The following is an 18,170-nucleotide window of genomic DNA, read 5'->3' as shown; positions in this document are numbered from 1 at the left end:
GGTCTCCTCTTTGGACAGGAAGGGGCGGCCCGCGCATAACGCCGGCAGGCCGCGATTGTGGTCACGCGCCGCGTGAAGGCCAAGCCGCGCGATGGTCTATCAGCTATCCAGTTCGAGCATAGCCGTGCGCATGCTATCGCGACTTGCAAGGGGACCGTCAGCTCTGCCGTATGAGCCGCACAGCCGGCATGCGTTCGTGGTGATGCCCCTGCACCGCTTCGCGCAGGTTGCGCTGGGCGATGCGCGAATGCTCGCGCATCAGCGCTTCGGCGCGCGCGCCCTCGCGCCGCTCGATCGCCTCCAGCACCTGGCGGTGCTGGTCCTGCGCCACGATGAGCATGTCGCGCGCGCGGCCGCTGTTGGCCTGCACGACCACGAAGCCCGACGGCGAGGCGAACGGCAGCCGCACCACGCGTTCGATCTCGCGCGCCAGCACGCTGCTGCCCGACAACTCGGCCAGCAGCTGGTGGAAGCGCGCGTTGAGCTTCACGTACTGGCCAAAAGCCTCGTCGTCCAGTGCGCGCCGAGCCAGCACCGCGTCGATGCCGTCCAGGCATTCGCGCGCCTCGGCCAGCGCCTGCGCCGGCGCGCCGCGCTCCGCGGCCAGGCGCGCGGCCAGGCCTTCGACGGTGCCGCGCAGTTCGATGGCGTCGGCCACGTCGCGCTCGCTGAAGGTGCGCACCCCGAAGCCGCCGCCGGGCAGCGCTTCGAGCAAGCCCTCCTGTTCCAGCCGCATCAGCGCCGCCCGGATGGGCGTGCGCGAGACGCCCAGCATCTCCACCACCGTGAGCTCGGCGATGCGGCTGCCGCCGGGCAGTTCGCCGGCCAGGATCATTTCGCGCAGGCGCAGCTGGGCCTTGACGGCCTGGGAGCCGCCGTCTTCGGCGGCCGGATCGGGACGGGTGGGGGCGGCTTTCATGTATACAGGCAAGCAGTCTAGCGGTGGATCAGCTTCGTCACAAGTCTCGAATTCCTCTCTGATGTCGAGTGCGCCGCAGCGCTTTGTCTTGTCGCCACTGTATACAACGAGTATGCTCCCGCCGAATCCCTCCACCTCCCCCACCCCCATGTTCCCGAAGAACGCCTGGTACGTCGCCTGCACCCCCGACGAGATCGCCGACAAGCCCCTGGGCCGCACCATCTGCAACGAGAAGATCGTCTTCTGGCGCCCCAAGGCGGGTGAAGTGGCGGCGGTCGAAGACTTCTGCCCGCACCGCGGCGCGCCCCTGTCGCTGGGGCGCGTGTGCGACGGCCAGCTGGTCTGCGGCTACCACGGCCTGGCGATGGGCTGCGAAGGCAAGACCATCTCCATGCCCGGCCAGCGCGTGCAGGGCTTCCCGAAGATCCGCAGCTTCCCCGTGGTGGAGAAGCACGGCTTCATCTGGGTGTGGCCCGGCGAAGCGTCGCTGGCCGATCCCGCGAAGATCCACGAACTGGAATGGGCCGAAAGCCCCGACTGGGCCTACGGCGGCGGCCTGTACCACGTGGCCTGCGACTACCGCCTGATGGTCGACAACCTGATGGACCTGACGCACGAGACCTACGTGCACGCCGACAGCATCGGCCAGAAGGAGATCGACGAGACGCCCGTCGCCACCAAGACCGTGGGCGAACGCGTGCTCACCAGCCGCTTCATGGACAACGTGATGGCGCCGCCGTTCTGGCAGGCCAACCTGCGCGGCAACGGCCTGCCCGACAACGTGCCGGTGGATCGCTGGCAGGTGTGCCACTTCATCCCGCCCAGCCACGTGATGATCGAGGTGGGCGTGGCCCTCGCCGGCAAGGGCGGCTACCACGCCGACCCCAGGGACAAGGTGTCCAGCATCGTGGTGGACTTCCTCACGCCCGAGACCGACACGGCCATGTGGTACTTCTGGGGAATGGCGCGCAACTTCAAGCCCAGGGACCACGCCCTGACGGCGGAGATCCGCGCCGGGCAGGCCAAGGTGTTCGCCGAAGACACCGGCGTGCTGGAAGCGCAGCAGCGCAACCTGCTGGCCAACCCCGGCCGCCGCCTGCTGATGCTGAACATCGACGCCGGCGGCGTGCAGGCGCGCCGCATCATCGACAAGCTGGTGGCGCAGGAGCAGCCGCAGCCGCTGGCGGCCTGACATGGAACTGCAGGTCAAGGTCCTGCGCAAGCAGCAGGAAGCCCAGGACATCGCGAGCTTCGAACTCGCACGAGCCGGCGGCGGGCCGCTGCCCGCCTTCAGCGCCGGCTCGCACATCGACGTGCACGTGCCGGGCGGGCTGGTGCGCCAGTACTCGCTGTGCAACGACGTGGGCGAAAGCCACCGCTACCGCATCGCGGTGCTGCGCGACGCGAAGACGCGCGGCGGCTCGGCCGGCATGCACGACGCGGTGAAGGAAGGCGACCTGCTCACCATCAGCGAGCCGCGCAACCATTTCCCGCTGGTGCACGCGAAGCGCACCGTGCTGCTGGCCGGCGGCATCGGCGTGACGCCGCTGCTGTGCATGGCGCAGCGGCTGGCCACGACGGGCGCCGATTTCACGCTGCACTACTGCGCGCGTTCACGCGAGCGCACCGCGTTCCACGACGAGATCCAGGCTTCGCCGTTCGCGGCGAAGGTGCAGTTCCATTTCGACGACGGCGCGCCTTCGCAGGTGCTGAACCTGCCCGCCGCGCTGGGCACGCACGACCCCGACACGCACCTGTACGTCTGCGGCCCTGCCGGCTTCATCACGCACGTGACGCAGGTGGCGCAGGGCATGGGCTGGACGCCGCAGCAGATCCACGTCGAGTTCTTCACCGCCGAAGCGCAGGACACCAGCGCCGACAAGGCCTTCGACGTGAAGATCGCCAGCAGCGGCGAGGTAGTGCGCGTGGCCGCGGACCAGACCGTGGTGCAGGCGCTCGGCGCGCACGGTGTCGAGGTGCTGACCTCCTGCGAGCAGGGCGTCTGCGGCACCTGCATCACGCGCGTGCTGGAAGGCGAATGCGACCACCGCGACCTGTACTTCACCGACGAGGAAAAGGCCAGGCACGACCAGTTCACACCCTGCTGCTCGCGCGCGAAGAGCGCGGTGCTGGTGCTGGACCTTTGAATGCGGACTCCCTTGCGCAGAGGGCGCGGAGGTTACGCAGAGCTCGCAGAGGGAAATTCAATAGAAATGGATTTCTCTGCGGACTCTGCGTAACCTCCGCGTGCTCCGCGTAAAGGAGTCCGCTCCCGCATTGATCAGCACCCAGAAGAGGACCACAACATGATGCAACTCCCCGCCCGATACGACCACGTGGGCAGTTTCCTGCGGCCGAAGTACCTGCTGGAAGCGCGCGAGCAGAAGGCCAACGGCCGGATCACGCCGCAGCAGCTGCGCGAGGTCGAGGACAAGGCCATCACCGAGATCGTGAAGTTCCAGGAGGACATCGGCCTCAAGAGCATCACCGACGGCGAGTTCCGCCGCACGTACTTCCACATCGACTTCCTCGAGCAGCTGGGCGGCGTGAAGACCGACATCCCGGTCACCATCCGCAAGCCCGACGGCACGGAAGAGCTGGCGCCGCCGGTCATCCGGGTGATCGACAAGGTGCGCCACGCCAAAGACATCCAGAAGGCCGACTTCGAGTACCTGAAGTCGCAGGTCAGCGCCGGCCACACGCCCAAGGTGACCATCCCCTCGCCCACCATGCTGCACTTCCGCGGCGGCCGCGCGGGCATCAGCAAGGACGCGTACCCGGAACTGGACCCGGTGTTCTACGACGACGTGGCCAAGGCCTACGGCGACGAGCTGCGCTCGCTCTACGAAGCCGGCTGCCGCTACGTGCAGATGGACGACACCAACCTTGCCTACCTGTGCGACGAAAAGATGCGCGAGGCGGCTCGCCAGCGCGGTGACGACCCCAACGAGCTGCCGCACCGCTACGCCAAGTTCATCAACAAGGTCGTCGCGCGGAAGCCCGAAGGCATGCTGCTGGGCATGCACCTGTGCCGCGGCAACTTCAAGAGCACCTTCGCCGCCCAGGGCAACTACGAGCCGGTGGCCGAGGCGCTGCTGAAGGAAATGGACATCGACGCGTACTTCATGGAGTACGACGACGACCGCTCCGGCGATTTCCGCCCGCTGCGCTACCTGGCCAAGGGCAAGACCGTGGTGCTGGGCCTGGTGACCACCAAGTTCGGCCAGATGGAGAAGAAGGACGACCTGAAGCGCCGCATCGACGAAGCCGCCAAGTACGCCCCGATGGAGCAGCTGGCGCTGTCGCCGCAGTGCGGCTTCTCCAGCACCGTGCACGGCAACAACATCGCCGTCGAGGACCAGCGCAACAAGCTGCGGCTGGTGGTGGAGACGGCGCAAGAGGTGTGGGGCGGGAAGTAAATTGCCTCGTCGTCCCCGCGGAGGCGGGGACCCATGGCTTCCATGGGGAGCGCAGACCATGCAAGATGGAAGCCATGGATTCCCGCCTCCGCGGGAATGACGCCACTGAAGGAGTCACCATGTCTCCTGAACCGCTCTCCCGCCGGGCTCTGCTGCAGACAGCGGTCCTGCTGCCGCTCGCCGCCACGCTGCCCGCCGCGCAGGCCGCCGGCGGCATGCAGAGCTGGAAGCTCGCCACGCGCCGCAGCACAGGCATCCACGACGTCGCGCCCGCGCCCGATGGCGGCGTGTGGTTCAGCGCGCAGGCCAGCGGGCACCTGGGCTGGTTCGAGCCTTCCACCGGCCGCACCGACCTCGTCGCGCTGGGCAACGGCTCGTCGCCGCACGGCGTGATCCAGGGACCGGACCACGCGGCGTGGCTCACCGACGGCGGGCAGAACGCGATCGTCCGCGTCGGCTGGCCCGATCGGAAGGTGACGGTGTACCCGTTGCCGGCGGGTACGCCTCGCGCCAACCTGAACACCTGCGCGTTCGACGGCGCGGGCGACCTGTGGTTCACCGGCCAGAACGGCTGGCTGGGCAAGGTGTCGGTGAAGACGGGCTTGGTGACGGCGAAGCAGTCGCCGCGCGGCCCCGGCCCCTACGGCATCTGCGCCACGCCCGCGGGCGACGTGTGGTGGTGTTCGCTGGCCGGCTCGTTCATCGCGCGCATCGACCGCGCCAGCGGTGAATCGCACATCGTCGAACCACCGACCAAAGACCAGGGCGCGCGCAGGGTGTGGAGCGACAGCCAGGGCCGCATCTGGGTCAGCGAATGGAACAGCGGCCAGCTGTCCATGCACGACCCGCGCAACGGCAGCTGGCGGGCGTGGAAGCCACCCGGCGGTGACGCCCGCGTCTACGCGGTGTACGTGGACGAGCGCGACGTGCCCTGGATCAGCGAGTGGACCGGCAACGCGGTCTACTCGTTCGACCCCAAGGCCGAGAAGTTCGAGCGCTACGCGCTGGAGCGGCCCAACGCCAACGTCCGGCAGATCCTCGGCCGCAAGGGCGAGGTCTGGCTGCCCGAGAGCGGTACCGAGCACATCTCGGTCATCCGTACGGCCTGAATCGCGCCGCGCCGCGTGCGTGCACGCGCATTGCCCGGCGCGCGCCGCGGACGGCTCGGCTTGAACCCGCGCAACCCGCCGCCTACCTTGCACTCCCCCAGCGAACCTCAGGAGTGCACCATGGCCACGTACATCGCCCTATGCAAGTTCACCGACCAGGGCATCCGCACCGTGCGCGACACGGTCAAGCGGGCCGACGCCGCGCGCGAGATGGCCGGCCGCTTCGGCGTGCAGATGACCGACATCTACTGGACGCTGGGGAAATACGACCTGGTGGTGGAATGCACCGCCAAGGACGACGACAGCCTCATCGCCTTCAATCTCGCCCTGTCCTCCGCCGGCAACGTGCGGATGCAGACGCTGCGTGCACTGGACCGCGGCGAGATGGAGAAGGTGCTGGGCAAGCTGACCCAGTAGCAGCCCGGGCGCGGACACTTCCCGACACACAACACTGCGCACGGGCAACACGCCGTTCACCCCGGTGCGCGGCAATGGGGTCTCACCCGTGAAGGAGAAGTCCCCATGAAACGAATCCTGTTGCTGCTGGCCGCCGTGTGCGGCGCCACGGCCCTGACCGGCTGCGTCATCGCGCCGGTCGAACCCGTCGCGGTGCGCGGCGGTTACTACCACTCGCCGCCCCCGCGGGCCTGGCGCGACAACGACGGCGACGGCGTGCCCAACCGATACGACCGCCGCCCGAACGATCCCTATCGCTACTGACCGCGCGGCGCGGACGGCCTGAACGACTTTCGCGCCGCCTGAGCCTGCCCGCGCACCGAGCAGCCTTCGGCGTGGTCGTTGACCAGGCCAATGGCCTGCATGAAGGCGTAGACGGTGGTCGGGCCGACGAAGCGCCAGCCGCGCTTCTTCAGGTCCTTGGAGATGGCCGCCGCGTCCTGCGGCGCGTTCCAGAAATAGGCGGCGAGCGAGCCGCATTCCTTGCGCAGGTCCAGCGCGCGCTGCGCGTTGTTGATGGCGGCTTCGATCTTGCCGCGGTGGCGGATGATGCCGGCGTCGGCCAGCAGGCGCTGGACGTCGGCCTCACCGAACTTCGCGACCTTGGCCGCGTCGAAGCGGGCGAACGCGCGGCGGAAGTTCTCGCGCTTGTTCAGGATGGTGAGCCACGACAGCCCGCTCTGGAAACCTTCCAGGCAGATCTTCTCGAACAGCCGCCGGTCGTCATCGACCGGGAAGCCCCACTCGGTGTCGTGGTAGTCGCGGTAGGCCGGCGAGGCGCGGCACCAGTGGCAGCGCGCGACGCCGGCTTCGTCGGTGAACAGGGTTTCGGCCATGGCCGAGTATGCGGCTCCCGGCGCTCGCAAGCTTCGCGGAAGGCGGACTCCCGTACGCGGAGTTCGCAGAGCGAGCGCAGAGGGCGCAGAGAAGTCAAAGAGAATAGTTCCTAGGTTGTTCTCTGCGACCTCTGCGCTTGCTCCGCGAACTCTGCGTACGGGTGTCCGCTTTCCTTACTGCGGCTCCAGTCCCACCTTCTTCACCAGCGCCGCGTACTTCGCCAGTTCGCGCTTGAACGCGGCCTGCGCCTCTTCCGGCGTACTGATGGCGATGGTGTTGCCCTGCTTGGCCATCGCGTCCTTCACCGCGGGATCGTTGAACGCGGCGACCACCGCGTCGTGCGCCTTCTTCACGTTGGCGGCGTCCAGCTTCTTCGGGCCGATGACCGCGAACCAGGCTTCCACCGCGAAACCGGCCAGGCCCTGCTCCGCCATCGTCGGGATCTCCGGCGCCGCGGGCGTGCGCTGCGGGCTGAGCATGCCGATGGCGCGCAGCGTGCCGGCCTTGATCTGCTGCTGCACGCTGGGCAGGGCCACCGTGCCGAAGTCCACCTGGCCGCCGATCAGGTCGGTGACCATGGGGCCCACGCCCTTGTAGGGGATGTGCCGGGCCTGCGTGCCGGTGGCGTCGAGGTAGATCTCCGTGGCCAGGTGCAGGATGGTGCCGTTGCCGCCCGACGCGAAGTTCAGCTGGCCCGGCTTGCTCTTGAGCAGCGCGACGAATTCCTTGCTGTTGGTGGCCGACACGCGCTGCGGGTTCACCACCAGCACCATGGGCGTGGCACCCACCACCGCGATGGGCGTGAAGTCGTTCGGCATGTCGAACGGCAGCGACTTGATCACGCTGGGGAAGATGACCACGTTGTTGGACACCACGGCCAGAGCACTGCCATCGGCCGGCGACCGCGCCAGCGCGTTCAGGCCCACGATACCGCCGGCGCCCGGCTGGTTGTCGACGACGACCGAGGCCCCGAGCGCCTTGCCCAACGCGGGCTGCGCCGCGCGCGTGATGGCGTCCACGCCCGAGCCGGTGGCGTTGGGCAGGATGAACTTCACGGTACTGGGCTGCGCCAGCGCCGCCAGCGGCGTGACGCCCGCGGCCAGCGCGGCGGCCAGCACGTGGCGGCGGTTCAGGTGGAGGAAGTCGTTCATGCGTTTGTCTCCTTGCACATCGATGGAATTCTTGGCCGCGGCCGCTCAGGCCACGCTGCGGCGATCACGTAGCTTCGCCACGTCGCCTTCGGTGTAGCCCAGCCCCTGCAGCAGGCCGGCCGTGTGCTCGCCCATGCGCGGCGGGTCGGTGCGCACCGGCAGCCGCTGCCCATCCATGGTGATGGGGAACAGCGTGACCTTGGCCTTCTCGCCGGCCTTGGGGCCGTCGCACAACGCCACGTCGGCCAGGCCGCCGGTGGCTTGCAGATGCGGGTCGTCGAACAGCTCTTCCGGCTTGCGGATGGGCGCGTACGGCAGGCCCTGGCGTTCGAAGATCGCGGCCAGCTCGGCCGCGGTCCAGCGCGCCAGGCGTTCGCGCAGCACGGGCATCAGGCTCGCGCGCTGCTGCACGCGCATGTTGTTGGTGGCGTACGCGGGATCGGCCAACAGGTCGGCGAAGCCCAGCGCGTCGCAGAAGGTCTTCCACTGCGCGTCGCTCACCGCGGCCAGGAAGATCTGCTCGCCGTCCTTGACGGTGAAGACGTCGTACACGGCCCAGGCCGAGATGCGGTCGGGCATCGGCGCCGCGGGCTGGCCGGTGATGGCGTACTGCAGCATGTGCTGGCCGACCAGGAACACGTTGTTCTCGAACAGCGCGCTCTGCACTTCCATGCCGCGGCCAGTGATGCCGCGCTGCACCAGCGCGCCCAGCACGCCTATGGCGCCGAACATGCCGCCCATGATGTCGTTGACGCTGGTGCCCGCGCGCAGCGGGTCGCCGGGCCGCCCGGTCATGTAGGCCAGGCCGCCCATCATCTGCACCACTTCGTCCAGCGCGGTGCGGTGCTCGTACGGCCCGGGCAGGAAGCCCTTGAGGCTGGCGTAGATCACCTTGGGATTCGTCTTCGACAGCGACGCGTAGTCCAGGCCGTACTTGGCCATGGTGCCGGGCTTGAAGTTCTCGGCCACGACGTCGGCCGTGGCGCACAGCTCGCGCGCGACGCGCGCACCCTCTTCGCTGCGCAGGTCCAGCGCGATGCTTTTCTTGTTGCGGTTGAACATGGGGAAAAAGCCCGCGCCCGCGCCCAGCAGGTGGCGCGTGCGGTCACCGTCGATGGGCTCGACCTTGATCACTTCCGCGCCCATGTCGGCCAGCACCAGACCGCAGGTGGGGCCCATCACCATGTGGGTGAATTCGACGACGCGCAGGCCCTTCAGCGGCTGCGGGATCTCGCGTTGCGCGCTCATGCCGCCACCTCTTCTTGCTTCATCGTGCGCGGCAGCCCGGCGCGCCACAACGTGCCGTGCAGCTGCTCGCCTTCCAGCCAGCGCGACAGCTTGCCGCGCAGCGCGATGAGCGCGCCAAAGTCCTGCCCGCTTTCCACGCCCATGCTGGCCAGCATGTAGGCGAGGTCTTCCGTCGCCACGTTGCCGCTGGCGCCCGGCGCATGCGGGCAGCCGCCGATGCCGCCCAGGCAGGCGTCGAACTTGCGGATGCCCAGCTGCAGCGCGGCGAAGCAGTTGGCCAGGCCCAGGCCGCGCGTGTCGTGGAAATGGGCGCATTGCAGGCGATCGCCCGCCACCTTCAGCACCTTGGTGAACAGGCGGCTGACCTGCTGTGGGTCGGCGTAGCCCACGGTGTCGGCCAGGCCGACCGCATCCACGCCGGCATCCAGCACGGCTTGCACCAGGCGCACCACTTCGTCTTCATCGACCTGGCCCTGGATCGTGCAACCGAACGCGGTGCTCAGGCCGACTTCCAGTTTCGTGCGCGAACCGGCGGCATCTCGCGCCGCACGGATCCGGCCGATCTCGGCCACGACTTCGTCCGGCGTCTTGCGCAGGTTGGCCAGGCTGTGTTCGTGGCTGGCCGACAGCGGCACCAGCATCGAGTGCGCTTCCTCCGCGATGGCGCGCTCCGCGCCCTTGAGGTTGGGCACCAGCACCGACGCGACGAGGCCCGGCAGCGTCTTGGCGAAGGCAAGCACTTCGGCGGTGTCGGCCAGCTGCGGCATCAGCCGCGCGGGCACGAACGAGCCGATCTCCATTTCGCGCTGGCCCGCGGCGTACGCGTCGCGGATCCATTCGAGCTTGGTGGCGGTGGGCACGACGCGCTGCAGGATCTGCAGGCCGTCGCGCAGGCCCACCTCGCGGATGACCGCGCTGGGCGGCAGCGAAGCGGGAAGTGCGGTGTTGGACGTCATGGAAGCAAGTTTAGAATTTCCGAATGGACACGGCATCTCATTTTGAGAAGCCTAACCTTCCAAATCGGAATATCTTGCGCGACCTCGACCTGACCACGCTGCGCCTGTTCATCGCCGTCTGCGAGCTGGGCAACATCGCCCGCGCCGGCGAGCGGGCGAGCATCGTCGGCTCGGCCATCAGCAAGCGGCTGGCCCAGCTGGAAAGCCAGGTGGGCACCGCCCTGCTCGTGCGCAAGCGGCACGGCGTGGTGCCCACGCCCGCGGGCCAGACCCTGCTGGAGCATGCGCGCGCCATGCTCGACAGCGCCGCGCGCATCGAAAGCGACATGCAGGCTTTCGCGGGCGGCGCGCGCGGGCAGGTGCGCATCCTGGCTTCGGTGTCGGCGATGACGGAATCGCTGGCCGACGACATCGCGCAGTTCCTGCAGGCGCCGGGGCACCGCAATATCCAGGTGGACCTGGAGGAGCGCGTCAGCCCCGAGATCGTGCGCGGCGTGCGCGAAGGCCTGGCCGCGCTGGGCGTGTGCTGGGACGCCGCCGAGCTGGGCACGCTGCAATCGCGGCCCTACCGCCGCGACCGCCTGTGCCTGGTGGTGCCTGCCGGCCACCGGCTGGCGGCGCGCAAGTCGGTGCGCTTCACCGACACGCTGGACGACGAACACGTGAGCCTGCCGGTCAACAGCGCCGTGCAGGTGATGCTGCAGCGCGTGGCCGCGGCCGCCGGCCGCACGCTGCGCCGGCGCGTGATCGTCACCAACTTCGAAGCTTCGCTGCGCGTGGTGCGCGCGGGCCTGGCCATCAGCGTGGTGCCGCGCGAGATCGCCGAGCCGCGCGTGCGCGCCGACGGCCTGAAGCTGGTGACGCTGGACGAGCCCTGGGCCGAGCGGCGCTTCATCATCTGCTACCGCGACGCGGGGCTGCTTTCGCCGGCGGCGCAGCTGCTGGTGGACCACCTGGCCGCGCGCGCCGAATCCCATCCTTCCCGATGACGACCGACTCCCTCGACCTCGGCCGCGCGCCGCGCGTGCTCTTCCTTTCCGGCGACCCGCAGCCGGTTCGCCGCCAGCTCGCCGGCGAGCGCCTGCAGCTCGCGCAGGCCGCCCCGCTGCGCCACGACGTCTCCACCGACGAGATCACGCCGGTGGCGATCCTCTCGCACTACGACGACCGCCTCGCGCGGTTCCCGTACACCGGCTTCACCACGCAAGGCCAGGCGCCGATCGCGGCCGGCGCCGTGCAGGCCGGCGGCTTCAGCGTGACGGTGGGCGGCCGCCGCTACGGCAAGGGATCGTCGCGCGAGCACAGCCCCGCCGCGGAGAAGCTGGCCGGCATCCGGCTGGTGATCGCGGAAAGCTTCGAGCGCATCTACCGGCAGAACGCGGACAACATTGGGCTCTTCACGTCCACCAACTTCGGCCTGCTGGACCGCGTGCAGCGAGGCGAACCGATCCCGCTGGACGAACTGCTGAAGGACCGCGAGCCGCTGGCGGCGGCGATCCTGCGCGCCGGTGGGCTGCTGCGCTTCGGGCAACTGCACTTGCGCGATGCGGCGCCCGCGCCGGCGGCGGAATCGGATCGCCCCATGACGCTGTACGAGAAGATCGTGCGGCGCCACCTGCTGTCCACGCCCGTGACGCCCGAGGAGCCCGCCATCGGCCAGGGCTGCTTCCTGCGCGCGGACCGGCGCTTCATCCACGAGTACTACACCGGCATGGCGGCGCACCTGCTGGACCGCGAGCTGGGCGGCCAGCTGCAGCTGCATGAGCCCGAATCCATCGTCGTGTTCGAGGACCACACCTCGTACATGGACGAGAGCCCCGCGCACCTGAAGGCCGGGCTGGTGCCCAACGTGCGCGCGATGTGCCAGGCGCAGCGCGACTTCGTGGCGAAGCACCAGCTGCGCTGCCACCGCACGCTGACGGATGCCGAAGCGGGTGCCGACGACGGCAGCAACGTGGCCGGTATCTCGCACGCGATGGTGGCCGAGCACTACGCCCTGCCCGGCCAGGTGGTGGCCGGCACCGATTCGCACACGCCGCACAGCGGCGCGCTGGGCTGCCTGGCTTTCGGCGTGGGCACCACCGACATGGCCAACGCCTTCGCCACCGGCGCGGTGCGCATGACGCTGGCGCCGGTGCTCCGCGTGCAGCTGGACGGCGCGCTGCCCGCGGGCGTGACCGCGAAGGACATCGTGCTGCACCTGTTGGCGCTGCCGGGCATCCGCGCGGGCGCGGGCGTGGGCAAGGTGTTCGAATTCACCGGCCCCGTGGTCAGCTCACTCGCGATGGACGAGCGCGCCACGCTGACCAACATGACGGCGGAGCTGGGCGGGCTGACGGGCATCGTTGCGCCGGACGAAGAGACGCTGCGGTTCATCCGGGACCGCCGCGGCGTGGAAGCGCGCATCGAGCCGTGGATGAGGAGCGATGAAGGCGCGGTGTACGCCGAGACGATCACCGTCGATTGCACGGCGCTGTCGCCCATGGTGGCTTCACCCGGCGACCCGGGCAACGGGCTGGCGCTGGATTCACTCAGCCAGCCGGTGAAGGTGGACATCGCCTACGGGGGGTCCTGCACCGCGGGCAAGCGCGAAGACTTCGACCACTACCACTCGGTGCTGGCCTGGGGCTTGTCGCACGGACTGAGGGTGCCGCCGCACGTGAAGCTGTACCTGCAGTACGGCACCACGGCCGTGCGCGACTACTGCGTGGCACGCGGCTACGACCGCGTGTTCGCGCAAGCAGGTGCGCGCATCCTGCAGCCTTCGTGCGGCGCCTGCGCCAATTGCGGGCCGGGATCGTCGACCGACGCGGGCCAGGTGACCGTGAGCGCGATCAACCGCAATTTCCCCGGCCGTTCGGGCCCGGGGCAGGTGTGGCTGGCGTCGCCTCCCACCGTGATGGCGAGTGCTTTGGCGGGAGAGCTCTGCTCATTCGCCGAGCTGCAGCGGCGCGCCGGCGGCGCTTAGCGCTCGCAGGCTCGCGAAAGTCGGACTCCCTTACGCAGAGGGCGCGGAGGTCCGCGGAGTTCGCAGAGAAGAAACAGAAAAGTCTTCTCTGCGTTCTCTGCGGAACCTCTGCGTGCTCCGCGTAAGGGAGTCCGCCCCCTGCGAGGCGCGACGGGCACGCCTACAGCCCAACCGCCGGCGGCGTGATTTCCCAGTGCTGGAGCACCCGCTCGTGCGAGTCGACACTTTCCAGCCGCACGCGGAAGCCCCACAGGCGGGCGACGTGCTTGACCACCTCTTCGGCGCTGTTGTCCAGCGGCCGGTCGTTGTGGCGGGTGTGGCGCAGCGTCAGTGAACGGTCGCCGCGCAGGTTGACGTTCCACACCTGGATGTTGGGCTCGCGCACGTTGATGTCGTACTGGCGCGAGAGCGCCTCGCGCACGCGGCGGTAGCCCAGGTCGTCGTGGATGGCGGCGACTTCCAGCTCGCGCTGCGCCGCGTCGTCGACGATGGAGAACAGGCGGAACTCGCGCATCAGCCGCGGCGACAGGTACTGGCCGATGAAGCTCTCGTCCTTGAAGTGCCGCATGGCGTAGTCCAGCGTCTTCAGCCAGTCGCCGCTGCCCGCGAAGTCGGGGAACCACTCGCGGTCTTCGGGCGTCGGCTCCACGCAGATGCGCTTCAGGTCGGTGAACATCGCGAAGCCCAGCGCGTACGGGTTGATGCCGGAATAGCGCGGATCGGTCACCGGCGGCTGGAACACCACGTTGGTGTGCGAGGACAGCACCTCCATCATCATGCCGTCGGCCAGCTGGCCGCGGTCGTACATGGTGTTCAGCAGCGTGTAGTGCCAGAACGTGGCCCAACCTTCGTTCATCACCTGGGTCTGGCGCTGCGGGTAGAAGTACTGCGCCACCTTGCGCACGATGCGCACCACTTCGCGCTGCCACGGTTCCAGCAGCGGCGCGTTCTTCTCGATGAAGTACAGCAGGTTTTCCTGCGGCTCCTCGGGGAAGCGGCGGCGCTCCTGCTTCTGCTGCTTGCCGGGCTGGCGCGGCAGCGTGCGCCACAGGTCGTTCACCTGCTGCTGCAGGTAGTCCTCGCGCTCCTTGCGGCGCTGCTCCTCTTCCACCATGCTGATCTTCTGCGGCCGGCGGTAGCGGTCGACACCGTAGTTCATCAGCGCGTGGCAGGCGTCCAGCACTTCCTCGACCGCGTCCAGGCCGTGGCGCTCCTCGCATTCGGCGATGTACGCCTTGGCGTAGACCAGGTAGTCGATGATGGACGACGCGTCCGTCCACATGCGGAACAGGTAATTGCCCTTGAAGAACGAGTTGTGGCCGAAGCAGGCGTGCGCCATCACCAGCGCCTGCATGGGCAGCGTGTTCTCCTCCATCAGGTACGCGATGCAGGGGTCGCTGTTGATGACGATCTCGTACGCCAGGCCCATGTGGCCGCGGCGGTAGTTCTTCTCGCTGGAGATGAACTGCTTGCCGAACGACCAGTGGCGGTAGTTCACCGGCATGCCGACCGAAGCGTACGCGTCCAGCATCTGCTCGGCCGAGATCACTTCCAGCTGCGTGGGGTAGACGTCCAGGTGGAAGCCTTCGGCGGTCTTGCGGATGGCGTCGAAGTACTCCTCGATGAGCTCGAAGGTCCAGTCGCTGGCCTGCGGCAGGCGCGGCAGCCGCATGCGGTTGTCGTCGAGGATCGCGTTCATTCGGCGGCCGCCCCGACGGGGCCCTTCTTGAACAGGTCCCGGAACACCGGGAAGATCTGCGCGGGCGTCACGATCTTCTGCATGGCGAAGTTGACGTTGCTGTCGCGCACCCGGGTGTACTCCTCCCACAGGTTCTGGTCCTCGTCCGCCACCTGTACGTAGGCGAAGTAGCGGCACAGGGGCAGCAGCTTGTTGTCCAGCAGCTCGCGGCACTTGGACGAGTCCTGCTGCCAGTTGTCGCCGTCGGAGGCCTGCGCGCCGTAGATGTTCCACTCGCTGCCCATGTACCGCTCGCGGACGATCTCGTGCATCAGGACCAGCGCGCTGGACACCACGGTGCCGCCCGACTCGGTGGCGTGGAAGAACTCGTCTTCCGGCACCTCGGCCGCCTGCGTGTGGTGGCGGATGAAGATGACGTCGGTCTGCTTGTAGTGCCGGCTGAGGAACAGGTACAGCAGGATGAAGAAGCGCTTGGCGAGGTCCTTGCGCGCTTCGTCCATCGAACCCGAAACGTCCATCAGGCAGAACATCACCGCCTTGCTGGTGGGCAGCGGCTCGCGCACGCGGCTGCGGTAGCGCAGGTCGAAGGGGTCGAGGAAAGGCACGCGCTTCAGGCGGTCCTTCAGTTCCTGGATCTCGGCCTTCAGCGCGACGATCTCCTGCACGGGCGTGTGGTCGCGCGCTTCGATCAGCTTCAGGTGCTCTTCGGCGCGGCGCAATTGACGGCGCGCGTCGCCGCCCATCGCGATGCGGCGCGCCAGCCCCACGCGCATGGAGCGCACCACGTGCAGGCTGGTGGGGTTGCCTTCGCTGACGAAGCCGGCGCGGCGGGTCTTCCACTCCGGCACGTCGGCCAGCAGCTGGGTGCGGATGAGCCGCGGCAGCGCCAGGTCGTCGAAGAAGTAGTTCATGAATTCCTCCCGCGTGATGCGGAAAGTGAACTCGTCCTCGCTCTGGCCATCCGGCGAAGCGCCGCTGCCGCCACCGCCCTGCCCGCCGCGGGGCCGCTGGATGCGGTCGCCGCGCACGTACTCCTGGTTGCCGGGATGCACCAGCTCGCGGCTGCCGCCGGAGCCGTGGCCGAACACCGGTTCGGACACGTCGCGGCGCGGCAGGCTGATGTCGGCGCCGTCTTCGATGTTGTGGATGCTGCGGTCGCCCACCGCCTTGCGGACCGCGTCGCGGATCTGCTCGCGGTAGCGGCGCAGGAACCTCTCCCGGTTGCCGATGGACTTGTTCTTGCCCGACAGACGCCGGTCGATCACCTGGTGGAGCGCCGAGCGCTCCGACTTGTTGCTGGAGGCCACGGACTTGGGGACTTTCCTTGTGTCAGGCCATTTGCTTCACGAACTCTTGCGGACCCGCAGGTACCACTCGCAGAGGAGGCGCACCTGCCGGTGCGTGTAGCCCTTCTCCACCATGCGGTTGACGAAGTCCTCATGCTTCTTCTGCTCGTCGGCGCTGGCCTTGGCGTTGAAGCTGATGACCGGCAGCAGGTCCTCGGTGTTGGAGAACATCTTCTTCTCGATCACCGTGCGCAGCTTCTCGTAGCTGGTCCACACCGGGTTCTTGCCGCCGTTGTTGGCGCGCGCGCGCAGCACGAAGTTGACGATCTCGTTACGGAAGTCCTTGGGGTTGGACAACCCCGCGGGCTTCTCGATCTTTTCCAGCTCCGCGTTGAGCGCGGCGCGGTCGAAGATCTCGCCGGTGTCGGTGTCGCGGAACTCCTGGTCCTGGATCCAGAAGTCGGCGTAGGTGACGTAGCGGTCGAAGATGTTCTGGCCGTACTCGGAGTACGACTCCAGGTACGCGGTCTGGATTTCCTTGCCGATGAATTCCGCGTAGCGGGCGGCCAGGTGCTCCTTGATGTACGCCAGGTACTTCTGCTCGGTTTCCTGCGGGAACTGCTCGCGCTCGATCTGCTGTTCCAGCACGTACATCAGGTGCACCGGGTTGGCGGCGATCTCGTTGCTGTCGAAGTTGAAGACCTTGGACAGGATCTTGAACGCGAAGCGCGTGCTGATGCCCGTCATGCCCTCGTCGACGCCGGCGTAGTCGCGGTACTCCTGGTAGCTCTTGGCCTTGGGGTCGGTGTCCTTCAGGTTCTCGCCGTCGTAGATCAGCGCCTTGCTGAAGATGCTGCTGTTCTCGGGTTCCTTCAGCCGCGTGAGCACGGCGAACTGCGCCATCATCTTCAGCGTGCCGGGGGCGCACACCGCGTCCTTCAGCGAGCTGTTCTTGATCAGCTTGTCGTAGATCTTCACCTCTTCGGTGACGCGCAGGCAGTACGGCACCTTGACGATGTAGATGCGGTCCAGGAAGGCTTCGTTGTTCTTGTTGTTCTTGAACGCCTTCCACTCGCTTTCGTTGCTGTGGGCCATCACGATGCCGTCGAACGGGATGGCGCCGAAGCCTTCCGTGCCCTTGAAGTTGCCTTCCTGGGTGGCCGTCAGCAGCGGGTGCAGCACCTTGATGGGCGCCTTGAACATCTCGACGAATTCGAGCAGGCCCTGGTTGGCCAGGCACAGGCCGCCGGAGTAGCTGTACGCGTCCGGGTCGTCCTGCGCGTAGCTTTCCAGCTTGCGGATGTCGATCTTGCCGACCAGAGAGCTGATGTCCTGGTTGTTCTCGTCGCCCGGCTCGGTCTTGGCGATGCCGATCTGCTTGAGCACCGAGGGGTAGCGCTTGACGATGCGGAACTTGCGGATGTCGCCGCCGAACTCCTCGAGGCGCTTGACGGCCCAGGGCGACATGACGCGCTGCGTGTAGCGGCGCGGGATGCCGAACTGCTGCTCCAGGATGGGCGCGTCCTCGTCGTTGTTGAACAGGCCCAGCGGCGATTCGTTCACCGGCGAACCCTTGATGGCGTAGAACGGCACCTGCTCCATCAGCTGCTTGAGCCGCTCGGCGATGGAAGACTTTCCGCCGCCCACCGGGCCCAGCAGGTAAAGGATCTGCTTCTTTTCCTCCAGGCCCTGCGCGGCGTGGCGGAAGTGAGAGACCACCTGTTCGATGGGCTCTTCCAGGCCGTAGAAGTCCTTGAACGCGGGGTAGATGCGGATGACCTTGTTGCCGAAGATGCGCGACAGGCGCGTGTCGTGCCGCGTGTCCACCATCTCGGGTTCGCCGATCGCGGCCAGCATGCGCTCGGCGGCGGTGGCGTAGACCAGCTTGTCCCTCTTGCACAGCTCGAGGTATTCCTCGAGGGACATTTCCTCTTCGCGCTGCTGCTCGTAACGCGCCAGGAAATTGCGAACCACATCCATGCGTGAACTCCTTCTGGTATCGCTGCCAGCCCTGCGTACAGGTGATGCCGGTGACCCACTTTAGCGCTTAAGCCCTGCTGAGGCACCGTGACCCTGTAGGCGGATGGCGTACTTCACTGTAGGTGAACCATAGAGAAAAATG

Annotated in this window: 16 protein-coding genes; 8 read left to right on the top strand and 8 right to left on the bottom strand. The window is 67.9% G+C overall.

Annotated elements, in window-relative coordinates; all coding sequences use genetic code 11:
* Positions 1–157: 157 nt before the first annotated feature.
* Positions 158–919: a GntR family transcriptional regulator gene (locus EZ216_RS01210; protein WP_135247751.1), complete on the bottom strand. Its 762-nt coding sequence runs from the start codon at positions 917–919 to the stop codon at positions 158–160.
* A 148-nt stretch (positions 920–1,067) separates the two neighbouring features.
* Between EZ216_RS01210 and EZ216_RS01205 the strand changes: the two genes are divergently transcribed.
* The 6 genes from EZ216_RS01205 to EZ216_RS01180 all read left to right on the top strand — a co-directional run bounded on the left by EZ216_RS01205 (position 1,068) and on the right by EZ216_RS01180 (position 6,167).
* Positions 1,068–2,111, top strand: a complete 1,044-nt coding sequence (locus EZ216_RS01205) for an aromatic ring-hydroxylating dioxygenase subunit alpha (RefSeq protein WP_135247750.1) — start codon at positions 1,068–1,070, stop codon at positions 2,109–2,111.
* 1 nt (position 2,112) lies between these two features.
* Positions 2,113–3,066 carry a PDR/VanB family oxidoreductase gene (locus tag EZ216_RS01200; protein WP_135247749.1) on the top strand — a complete coding sequence of 318 codons (954 nt, stop codon included), beginning with the start codon at positions 2,113–2,115 and terminating at the stop codon, positions 3,064–3,066.
* Between the two features lie 159 nt (positions 3,067–3,225).
* Complete coding sequence (locus EZ216_RS01195; protein WP_135247748.1) at positions 3,226–4,338, top strand: 5-methyltetrahydropteroyltriglutamate--homocysteine S-methyltransferase; 1,113 nt, start codon at positions 3,226–3,228, stop codon at positions 4,336–4,338.
* Positions 4,339–4,457: 119 nt separating this feature from the next.
* A complete protein-coding gene (locus EZ216_RS01190) occupies positions 4,458–5,447 on the top strand; it encodes a Vgb family protein (RefSeq protein WP_239024243.1) in 990 nt (329 codons plus the stop codon).
* A gap of 120 nt (positions 5,448–5,567) precedes the next feature.
* Positions 5,568–5,864: a GYD domain-containing protein gene (locus EZ216_RS01185; protein ID WP_135247747.1), complete on the top strand. Its 297-nt coding sequence runs from the start codon at positions 5,568–5,570 to the stop codon at positions 5,862–5,864.
* Between the two features lie 105 nt (positions 5,865–5,969).
* On the top strand, positions 5,970–6,167 hold the full coding sequence (locus EZ216_RS01180; protein ID WP_135247746.1) for a hypothetical protein: 198 nt from the start codon (positions 5,970–5,972) through the stop codon (positions 6,165–6,167).
* On the opposite strand, the gene EZ216_RS01175 is transcribed toward EZ216_RS01180, so the two are convergent.
* The 4 genes from EZ216_RS01175 to EZ216_RS01160 all read right to left on the bottom strand — a co-directional run bounded on the left by EZ216_RS01175 (position 6,161) and on the right by EZ216_RS01160 (position 10,095).
* Positions 6,161–6,739: a DNA-3-methyladenine glycosylase I gene (locus EZ216_RS01175; protein ID WP_135247745.1), complete on the bottom strand. Its 579-nt coding sequence runs from the start codon at positions 6,737–6,739 to the stop codon at positions 6,161–6,163. The two genes, EZ216_RS01180 and EZ216_RS01175, sit on opposite strands and share 7 nt — an antisense overlap.
* A gap of 174 nt (positions 6,740–6,913) precedes the next feature.
* A complete protein-coding gene (locus EZ216_RS01170; RefSeq protein ID WP_135247744.1) occupies positions 6,914–7,891 on the bottom strand; it encodes a Bug family tripartite tricarboxylate transporter substrate binding protein in 978 nt (325 codons plus the stop codon).
* A gap of 45 nt (positions 7,892–7,936) precedes the next feature.
* Positions 7,937–9,139: a CaiB/BaiF CoA transferase family protein gene (locus tag EZ216_RS01165; protein ID WP_135247743.1), complete on the bottom strand. Its 1,203-nt coding sequence runs from the start codon at positions 9,137–9,139 to the stop codon at positions 7,937–7,939.
* A complete protein-coding gene (locus EZ216_RS01160) occupies positions 9,136–10,095 on the bottom strand; it encodes a hydroxymethylglutaryl-CoA lyase (RefSeq protein WP_135247742.1) in 960 nt (319 codons plus the stop codon). The genes EZ216_RS01165 and EZ216_RS01160 overlap by 4 nt, the downstream gene beginning before the upstream one ends.
* A gap of 74 nt (positions 10,096–10,169) precedes the next feature.
* On the opposite strand from EZ216_RS01160, the gene EZ216_RS01155 reads away from it, so the two are divergent.
* Together EZ216_RS01155 and EZ216_RS01150 are read left to right on the top strand one after the other, a co-directional pair.
* Positions 10,170–11,084 (top strand): LysR family transcriptional regulator, encoded by a 915-nt coding sequence (locus tag EZ216_RS01155; RefSeq protein WP_135247741.1) that lies wholly within the window; start codon positions 10,170–10,172, stop codon positions 11,082–11,084.
* A complete protein-coding gene (locus EZ216_RS01150; protein WP_135247740.1) occupies positions 11,081–13,063 on the top strand; it encodes an aconitase family protein in 1,983 nt (660 codons plus the stop codon). Before EZ216_RS01155 ends, EZ216_RS01150 begins: the two co-directional genes overlap by 4 nt.
* Positions 13,064–13,223: 160 nt before the next feature.
* On the opposite strand, the gene EZ216_RS01145 is transcribed toward EZ216_RS01150, so the two are convergent.
* From EZ216_RS01145 to EZ216_RS01135, 3 genes are read right to left on the bottom strand one after another with little or no spacing between them, the layout of a single operon-like run.
* Positions 13,224–14,762, bottom strand: coding sequence for a SpoVR family protein (locus EZ216_RS01145; RefSeq protein WP_135247739.1), 1,539 nt, complete (start codon positions 14,760–14,762; stop codon positions 13,224–13,226).
* The gene (locus EZ216_RS01140) at positions 14,759–16,069 is read right to left on the bottom strand and encodes a YeaH/YhbH family protein (RefSeq protein WP_135247738.1); all 1,311 of its coding nucleotides are present in this window, start codon (positions 16,067–16,069) and stop codon (positions 14,759–14,761) included. Before EZ216_RS01140 ends, EZ216_RS01145 begins: the two co-directional genes overlap by 4 nt.
* A gap of 36 nt (positions 16,070–16,105) precedes the next feature.
* Positions 16,106–18,028 carry a PrkA family serine protein kinase gene (locus EZ216_RS01135; RefSeq protein WP_135247737.1) on the bottom strand — a complete coding sequence of 641 codons (1,923 nt, stop codon included), beginning with the start codon at positions 18,026–18,028 and terminating at the stop codon, positions 16,106–16,108.
* Between the last annotated feature and the right edge of the window lie 142 nt (positions 18,029–18,170).

The organism is Ramlibacter humi, from assembly GCF_004681975.1.
In the GTDB taxonomy this organism is placed as follows: Bacteria; Pseudomonadota; Gammaproteobacteria; order Burkholderiales; family Burkholderiaceae_C; genus Ramlibacter; species Ramlibacter humi.
Note: the sequence above shows the minus strand (reverse complement) of the source record. Positions and strands in the feature narration are given on the sequence as shown.